The sequence below is a fragment of the Tabrizicola sp. genome (genome assembly GCF_031377265.1).
GTDB lineage: Bacteria > Pseudomonadota > Alphaproteobacteria > Rhodobacterales > Rhodobacteraceae > JAUYQR01.
Window position 1 is genome coordinate 1 of the sequence record NZ_JANMET010000277.1, and the last position, 7084, is coordinate 7084.

9 protein-coding genes are annotated in these 7084 nt (G+C 64.8%); 6 read left to right on the plus strand and 3 right to left on the minus strand.

Features of this window, described 5'->3' with window-relative positions:
* From RMO18_RS15635 to RMO18_RS15660, 6 genes are all read left to right on the plus strand, one after another.
* Window positions 1-823, plus strand: an 823-nt coding sequence (locus tag RMO18_RS15635; RefSeq protein ID WP_309667150.1) for an aspartate carbamoyltransferase catalytic subunit, incomplete at its 5' end; no start/stop codon positions are given.
* Window positions 820-1407, plus strand: a complete 588-nt coding sequence (locus RMO18_RS15640) for a hypothetical protein (RefSeq protein ID WP_309667152.1) — start codon at window positions 820-822, stop codon at window positions 1405-1407. The genes RMO18_RS15635 and RMO18_RS15640, both read left to right, overlap by 4 nt.
* Before the next feature lie 117 nt (window positions 1408-1524).
* A complete protein-coding gene (locus tag RMO18_RS15645) occupies window positions 1525-2079 on the plus strand; it encodes a hypothetical protein (RefSeq protein WP_309667155.1) in 555 nt (184 codons plus the stop codon).
* A complete protein-coding gene (gene pyrC, locus RMO18_RS15650; RefSeq protein WP_309667156.1) occupies window positions 2076-3347 on the plus strand; it encodes a dihydroorotase in 1272 nt (423 codons plus the stop codon). Before RMO18_RS15645 ends, pyrC begins: the two co-directional genes overlap by 4 nt.
* A gap of 3 nt (window positions 3348-3350) precedes the next feature.
* On the plus strand, window positions 3351-3962 hold the full coding sequence (gene plsY / locus RMO18_RS15655; RefSeq protein WP_309667157.1) for a glycerol-3-phosphate 1-O-acyltransferase PlsY: 612 nt from the start codon (window positions 3351-3353) through the stop codon (window positions 3960-3962).
* A gap of 85 nt (window positions 3963-4047) precedes the next feature.
* The gene (locus RMO18_RS15660) at window positions 4048-4488 is read left to right on the plus strand and encodes a hypothetical protein (protein ID WP_309667159.1); all 441 of its coding nucleotides are present in this window, start codon (window positions 4048-4050) and stop codon (window positions 4486-4488) included.
* A 4-nt stretch (window positions 4489-4492) separates the two neighbouring features.
* Here the strand turns inward: RMO18_RS15660 and RMO18_RS15665 are convergent, their stop codons facing one another.
* From RMO18_RS15665 to RMO18_RS15675, 3 genes are all read right to left on the minus strand, one after another.
* Window positions 4493-5839 carry a glutamate--cysteine ligase gene (locus RMO18_RS15665; protein ID WP_309667161.1) on the minus strand — a complete coding sequence of 449 codons (1347 nt, stop codon included), beginning with the start codon at window positions 5837-5839 and terminating at the stop codon, window positions 4493-4495.
* Between the two features lie 123 nt (window positions 5840-5962).
* The gene (locus RMO18_RS15670) at window positions 5963-6511 is read right to left on the minus strand and encodes a hypothetical protein (RefSeq protein ID WP_309667162.1); all 549 of its coding nucleotides are present in this window, start codon (window positions 6509-6511) and stop codon (window positions 5963-5965) included.
* The coding region (locus RMO18_RS15675; protein ID WP_405054090.1) for a GNAT family N-acetyltransferase at window positions 6508-7084 on the minus strand (577 nt) is incomplete at its 5' end. The genes RMO18_RS15675 and RMO18_RS15670, both read right to left, overlap by 4 nt.

The following is a 7084-nucleotide window of genomic DNA, read 5'->3' on the forward strand; positions in this document are numbered from 1 at the left end:
CCAGATCAACATGTTCTTTGAAAACTCCACCCGCACGCAGGCCAGTTTCGAGCTGGCGGGCAAGCGGCTGGGGGCGGATGTGATGAACATGTCGGTGGCGCATTCGTCGGTGAAAAAGGGCGAAACGCTGATCGACACCGCAATGACGCTGAACGCGATGCGCCCGGATTTGCTGGTGGTGCGGCATCCATCCAGCGGGGCGGTGAACCTGCTGGCGTCGAAGGTCAACTGCGCGGTGCTGAACGCGGGCGACGGGCGGCATGAGCATCCGACCCAGGCGCTGCTGGATGCGCTGACCATCCGTCGCGCCAAGGGCCGCATCCAGCGGCTGACCGTGGCGATCTGCGGCGACATCGCGCACAGCCGGGTGGCGCGGTCGAACCTGATCCTTTTGGGCAAGATGGAGAACCGGCTGCGGCTGATTGCGCCGCCGACGCTGATGCCATCGGGGGTGGAAGATTTCGGCTGCGAGCTGTTTGACGACATGCGCGAGGGGCTGGAAGGCGCGGATGTGGTGATGATGCTGCGCCTGCAGAACGAACGGATGGATGGTGGTTTCATCCCGTCATCGCGCGAGTATTACCACCGCTATGGGTTGGATGCCGAAAAACTGGCGCATGCCAAGCCCGACGCCATCGTGATGCACCCCGGCCCGATGAACCGGGGGGTGGAGATCGACGGCGATCTGGCCGACGACATCAACCGAAGCGTGATTCAGGAACAGGTGGAGATGGGGGTGGCCGTGAGGATGGCCTGCATGGACCTGCTGGCGCGGAACCTGCGGGCGGAGCGGGGCATGAAGGCGGTGGGGGTGATGGTGTGAAGGATGGTGCAGACTGCATCATAGTCTTGAAGAGCAAGTTGTCGCCCGACGAAAGACTGCTGTGGTCAGCTCAGACCTTTCCCGACCTTGCGCAGCCCTTGCGGAACTTCACCGTTTGGTTTGCGATAGCTGCAGCAATAGCCGTTCTCTGGCTCAAGTATCCTGATGCGGCTGACTACTGCATAGGGTTTCGGAACACGAGATGCGGAAGCTTCTACTGGTCTGGCGTACTAATTGTTGGCCCCCTTGGATACGCACTTGGCGCGATCTTCTTTGAGGCTTGGCTCGCTCGCCTTGGTAAAGTTCATATTTATGTGGGTCTTACGGATCGCCGCTTGATACGCATATCTAGTTTTGTCGGGCAATCGTTCCGCTCACTGGACTATGTTCTCTATCCGGCCAAACGCAGGAATGGCCTGATCTATGCGCCAGCGGGAGGCGCTATTTGGATGAGCGGGGCTGATGCGAAAGCTGCCTTTGAGTTGATGAGCGGACCCGGCACGGCGAATTACACAACTGAAGACGCTCACGCGGAATGGAACGCAAGCCCGCACTTTTTTGACCGGACAAGAGGCCGCCGATGACCCCCGACCCCACCCCCAAGCCCCCCAAATCCGACGCGCGCATCGGCGGAATGGTGGCGACCGTCGTTCTGGTCTTCCTCGCCGTCTTCACCGCCATCTTCATCTGGATCGGCTGACATGGCGGGCCGCTGGCAGGACTACTTCCAGCCCGGCGAGACGCTGCTCTGGGAGGGCGCGCCGAAACCTGGGGTGCATGGCAAGGTCAAGATCATTGCGCTGGCGCTGTTCGGGCTGCCGTTCCTCATCATCGGCCTTGGCGTGTTCGCAACCGGTGTCGGGATGGCCTTTGGTGGCAAGACCTGGGGCGACATCGGGCTGGGGTTGTTCTTTGCGGCCTTTGCGGTGCCTTTTGCCGGGGTTGGCGCGCTGATGGTGGTCGGGCAGTGGTGGGCCGCAGCCCGGGCGCATGCCAAAATCCGCTATGCGCTGAGCAGCCGGGCGGCCTATATCGCCAAGACCTATTGGACCCACAGCATCGAGAGCTATCCGATCCTGAAAAGCACCGCCACCGGGTTGGAAAAGGGCCGCAGCGCGGATACGGTCTGGTTCCATGTCCGGTCCGAGCGGGGCGCGGACGGTGACCGCAGCACCACGCGGATAGGCTTTGACAATATCGCCGACGGAGACAGTGTCTATCGGCTGATCCGCAGCATCCAGACAGGCAGTACATGATCCTCCACTTCACCAACGCCCGGCTGATCGACCCTGAGGCGCTGACCGACGGCCCCGGCACGCTGACCGTGGCGAAGGGTGTGATAACTGCGGTGGACGGCCCGGTGCCCAAGGGCGCCAAGATCATCGACTGCGGCGGCATGTGCCTTGCCCCCGGTATCGTCGACATCGGCGTCAAGATCGGCGAGCCGGGCGAGCGACACAAGGAAAGCTTTCGGTCAGCGGGCCTTGCGGCGGCGGCAGGGGGTGTGACCACGATCATCGCGCGGCCCGACACGCAGCCTGCGATCGACACGCCCGAAGCGCTGGAGTTCGTGACCCGGCGGGCGGCGGAAAGCCCGGTGCGCATCCGCCACATGGCCGCGCTGACCAAGGGGCGCGGCGGGCGGGAGATGACCGAGATCGGGTTTCTGCTGGACGCGGGGGCGATTGCGTTTTCCGATGTGGCGCATGTGTCGACCGATGCCAAGGCGCTGAGCCGGGCGATGACCTATGCCCGCGGCCTTGGCGCGCTGATCATCGGCCACCCGCAGGACCCGAACCTTTCGGCGGGGGCTTCGGCCACCAGTGGCAAGTTCGCCAGCCTGCGCGGCATTCCGGCAGTGTCGCCGATGGCCGAGCGGATGGGGCTGGAGCGGGATCTGGCCCTGGTCGAAATGACGGGCGTGCGCTATCACGCCGATCAGATCACCACCGCCCGCGCGCTGCCGGCGCTGGCGCGTGCCAAGGCCGCCGGGCTGGATGTGACGGCGGGCACCTCGATTCACCATCTGACGCTGAACGAGTTGGACGTGGGCGATTACCGGACCTTCTTCAAGTTCACCCCACCCCTGCGGTCCGAGGATGACCGGCTGGCGATGGTGGAGGCGGTGGCTGGGGGAGTGATCGACATCATCTGTTCGATGCACACGCCCGCGGATGAGGAATCCAAACGCCTGCCGTTCGAAGAAGCTGCGTCAGGGGCGGTGGCGCTGGAGACATTCCTGCCGGCCGCGATGCGGCTGTATCATGCGGGCACGGTGGCCCTGCCTGTGCTGATCCGCGCCATGACGCTGAACCCGGCGCTGCGGCTGGGCCTGCCGCAGGGGCGGCTGGCGGTGGGGGCGCCCGCCGATCTGGTGCTGTTCAATCCCGACGCGCCGTTCCTGATGGACCGTTTCAGCCTGCGCTCCAAATCCAAGAATACACCGTTTGACGGCGCGCGGATGGAGGGTAAGGTGCTGCGGACCTTCGTCGGTGGGACGCAGGTTTACGCCGCAGAAAGCTGAGACATGCCTGATCTTGTGACTGACCCGATGACACTGCTTTTGGTGGCGGTGCTGGCCTATCTGCTCGGCTCTGTCCCGTTCGGAATTGTGATCACCCGTGCCTTGGGCCTTGGCGATTTGCGGCAGATCGGGTCGGGCAACATCGGAGCGACCAATGTGCTGCGTACCGGCAACAAGGGTGCGGCGCTTGCCACCCTGGTTCTGGATGCGGCCAAGGGCGCGGCGGCGGTTCTGATCGCGCGGGCGCTGGTGGCCGAGGATGCGGCACAGCTGGCCGGGCTTGCCGCGTTTCTGGGGCATCTTTTCCCGGTCTGGCTGGGTTTCAAGGGCGGCAAGGGTGTTGCGACCTTTCTCGGCATCCTTTTGGCATTGGCATGGCCGGTGGGCCTTGCGACCTGCGCGACATGGCTGGTGGTAGCGCTGGTCAGCCGCACGTCGTCGCTTGCCGCGCTGTTTGCGGCGGCCACCTCGTCGTTGTGGCTGTTCTTTCTGGATGAGGGGCGGATGCTGTTCCTGACGATCGTGCTGACGCTGCTGGTCTACCTGCGCCATCAGGAAAACCTGCGCCGGATCAAGGCCGGGACCGAACCGAAGATCGGCCGCAAACAGGCCTGAGGTCGGGTTTTCATCACCCGCCGGGCGCTGGTGCAGGCCCGTGCGGGCAGGCATGGTGGCAAATGACCCTGAACGGAGCACGCCGATGCGCCTTATCCTACTTGTCCTGTTGCTGCTTGTGCCGGTTGGAGCCGGTGCCCAGTCGGTGGACCAGATCCTTGCGTCGGCGGCGGCGGATTGCGCGGCTTATGACAATGGCGTGTTCGAGATGCTCAGCCCGGTGACCGAAGTCGATCTGACCGGCGACGGCATTACCGAAACCGTTCTTGATGAAGGGACTTTCGGTTGCTCCACCTCGGCCACGCTATACGGGGGCACGGGCGGGTCGATGATCCATGTGATCAGCGGTGATAGGGACCGGTCATGGCTTGCCCGCAGCTGGACGGTGATCGACTGGGACGGCACTCAGGTCCTGCTGTTCTATCTGCACGGGTCGGAATGCTTTGGTGCCGGAGTACAGCCCTGTGTCGAGGCGCTGGTTTGGGGGGGCGAGGACTTTGTTTCGGTGCGCACGCCACCGGGGTAAGCGGCTATAGACTGCTCGCCTCATAAAGCGGGGTCAGATCGCCGGCCCAGTCGCCGTGGAAATGCTGAAGCCAGCGGTCGGCCTGCACTTCGCCCGACGCCACGCTTGCGACCATCGGGGCCAGATGACGTTCTTCGCCCAAACCGCGCTGCGCCAGCCCGGTATGCGACAGGGCCACCGCCGCGCGCGCCAGATCGTGCAGCTTGACGCCGCCCGCCTGACCCTGCAGGCCCGCGACCGAGGCCTGCACCCGCAGCCCTTCGCGGGTCTCGGCATCAAATCCCTTGACCAGATCCCAGGCCGCATCGAGCGCGCCCTGATCATACATCAGCCCCACCCAGAACGCGGGCAGCCCGACGATATGGCCAAAGTCGCCACAGTCTGCGCCGCGCATCTCGATGTATTTCTTGACCCGCGCTTCGGGGAAGACGGTGGTCATATGGTCGGCCCAATCCGACAGCGTGGGCAATTCGCCGGGCAGTGCGGGCAGTTCGCCTTGCAGGAAATCGCGGAAGGACTGGCCCAGCGCGTTGATGTATTTTCCGTCGCGATAGACGAAATACATCGGCACATCGAGAACCCAGTCAACATAACGCTGAAAGCCCATGCCGTCTTCGAACACGAAGGGCAGCATGCCGGTGCGGCTGTTGTCGAGGCCCCGCCAGATCCGGCTGCGCCAGCTTTTGTGGCCGTTCAGCTTGCCATCAAAGAACGGTGACGAGGCAAACAGCGCAGTGGCCACGGGTTGCAGCGCGATCGCCACGCGCAGCTTTTTCACCATGTCGGCCTCGGACGCGTAATCGAGGTTCACCTGCACCGTACAGGTCCGGTACATCATCTGGGTGCCATGCGTGCCGACGCGGCCCATGTAATCGGTCATCAGCCGGTAGCGGCCTTTGGGCATCACCGGCATCTGGTCGTGGCGCCATTGGGGGGCGGCGCCAAGTCCCATGAAACGGATGCCCAGCGGGTCGGCAATGCTGCGGACCTCATCCAGATGGTTGCGGGTCTCGGCCTCGACCGCGTGGATCGACGCCAGTGGTGCGCCCGACAGTTCGAACTGGCCGCCGGGTTCAAGGCTGACGTTGGCACCGTTGCGCACCAGGCCGATGATGTTGCCCGCTTCGCGCACCGGCTGCCAGCCATAGCGCGCGATCAGCCCATCGAAGATTGCCGAAATCGACCGATCCCCGGCATAGGGCAGGGGGGCGCGGCTGTCGGTCAGCCAGCCGAATTTCTCATGCTCGGTGCCGATGCGCCACTCATCCTTCGGCTTGGACCCTGATGCCATGTAGTTGGCCAGCTGATCAAAGCTTTCGATCGGTCCGCCGCCGGATTGAGGAATGGACATGGAACAGTCTCCGGGGCTGAGGGCGCGGGCTTTGACGTTTTCGAGCGCCAAGACCTGTCCTGACCACGCGTCCAAGTCAAGGGTCGGCACGCGGCGCGCGGGCGCTTGGCAATGGTGCCAGGCCTAGCGCAACACAACCCCCCGCGCGGTGCGTTGCCAGACCACCCGGGCCTCAGCTTCCAGCGTCAGTGCCGTGCCGCTGGCCTGGCCCGAAGGCTGCAGTGCCGCGACCAGGGCCTGCGTGTCGATACCCGGCAAGGCCGCAAAGGCATCGAACAGCCGTTCGGCACCAGCAGCCTCGACCGGGATGAGAAGGGTCTGCCCGTCGCCCTGCCGGAGCCGCCAGACGCGGCGGCCACGCAGTGTGAGAAGCCGGATTTCCACCAGTTCAGGCAGGCCCACGGACCCGCCGACCCTGGGGCCGAAATAGGTGATCTGGCCTTCGTCCACCTCGACCATGCCGGGGGCGTCACCGGCCTGACCGAACCGCATCCGCCGCCATGCCAGAACCGCCCAACCCCCGCCCAGCGCCAGCACCGCAATGCCCAGTGGCGTGAAGAAATAGCCGCCCTGCACGATCAACCGCAGACCCACTGCGGCAACGACAGTGCCAAGAATCACTTCGCGGCCACGCATCAGACCATCGAGAACCTCGCGGCGAATAAAGCTCATGGCTGCACCGATTGCGGGCCGACAAATTGCGGGCTGTCAAACAGCACCAGGGCGACGGGCGGTGTCGGTTGAAAGCCGATGGCGCGGTAGGCGCGCGCCGCCGCCCCGCTTGCCGCGAACAGCACGGCGCGCCGGACGCCCAGCGCCCGCGCCTCGGCCAGATGCAGGGCGACGGCAAGGCGGGCGTGGCCACGGCAGCGCAGATCTGGCGGAACATACACGCCGCCGATCTGCACGATCTCGGGCAGGGCCGCATTGAAACCGGTCATGGCCACGGGCAGACCTGACCGCATAAGCACACGGTGATGCCCGGCCACCATCCAGCTGTCGATGTCATTGCCAGCACGGTCTGTTGCCTGATCTTCGGGCGTACCAAGGGTTTCGCGGTGATAATCGGCGCGCCAGCCGACCAGAAGCGGGCGGAGGTCTGGACCGGGGGGAATGAGCATGGCGTCCAAAACTGGCGGGATCAGCAGGCGGTCCAGCTGCAGCGCGAAGCCCGGCTCGTCCGCGCTGCGCAGGGTCGGGCGGTCCGCCAGCCCGAGAAAGGCCAGCAGGGCGCGCACCTGATCC

Excerpts from the sequence above, each read along its gene's own strand:
- RMO18_RS15670 (WP_309667162.1), bottom strand. The coding sequence starts at position 6,511 with ATGAGCTTTATTCGCCGCGAGGTTCTCGATGGTCTGATGCGTGGCCGC.
- RMO18_RS15645 (WP_309667155.1), top strand. The coding sequence starts at position 1,525 with ATGGCGGGCCGCTGGCAGGACTACTTCCAGCCCGGCGAGACGCTGCTC.
- plsY (WP_309667157.1), top strand. The coding sequence starts at position 3,351 with ATGCCTGATCTTGTGACTGACCCGATGACACTGCTTTTGGTGGCGGTG.
- RMO18_RS15665 (WP_309667161.1), bottom strand. The coding sequence starts at position 5,839 with ATGTCCATTCCTCAATCCGGCGGCGGACCGATCGAAAGCTTTGATCAG.
- pyrC (WP_309667156.1), top strand. The coding sequence starts at position 2,076 with ATGATCCTCCACTTCACCAACGCCCGGCTGATCGACCCTGAGGCGCTG.
- RMO18_RS15660 (WP_309667159.1), top strand. The coding sequence starts at position 4,048 with ATGCGCCTTATCCTACTTGTCCTGTTGCTGCTTGTGCCGGTTGGAGCC.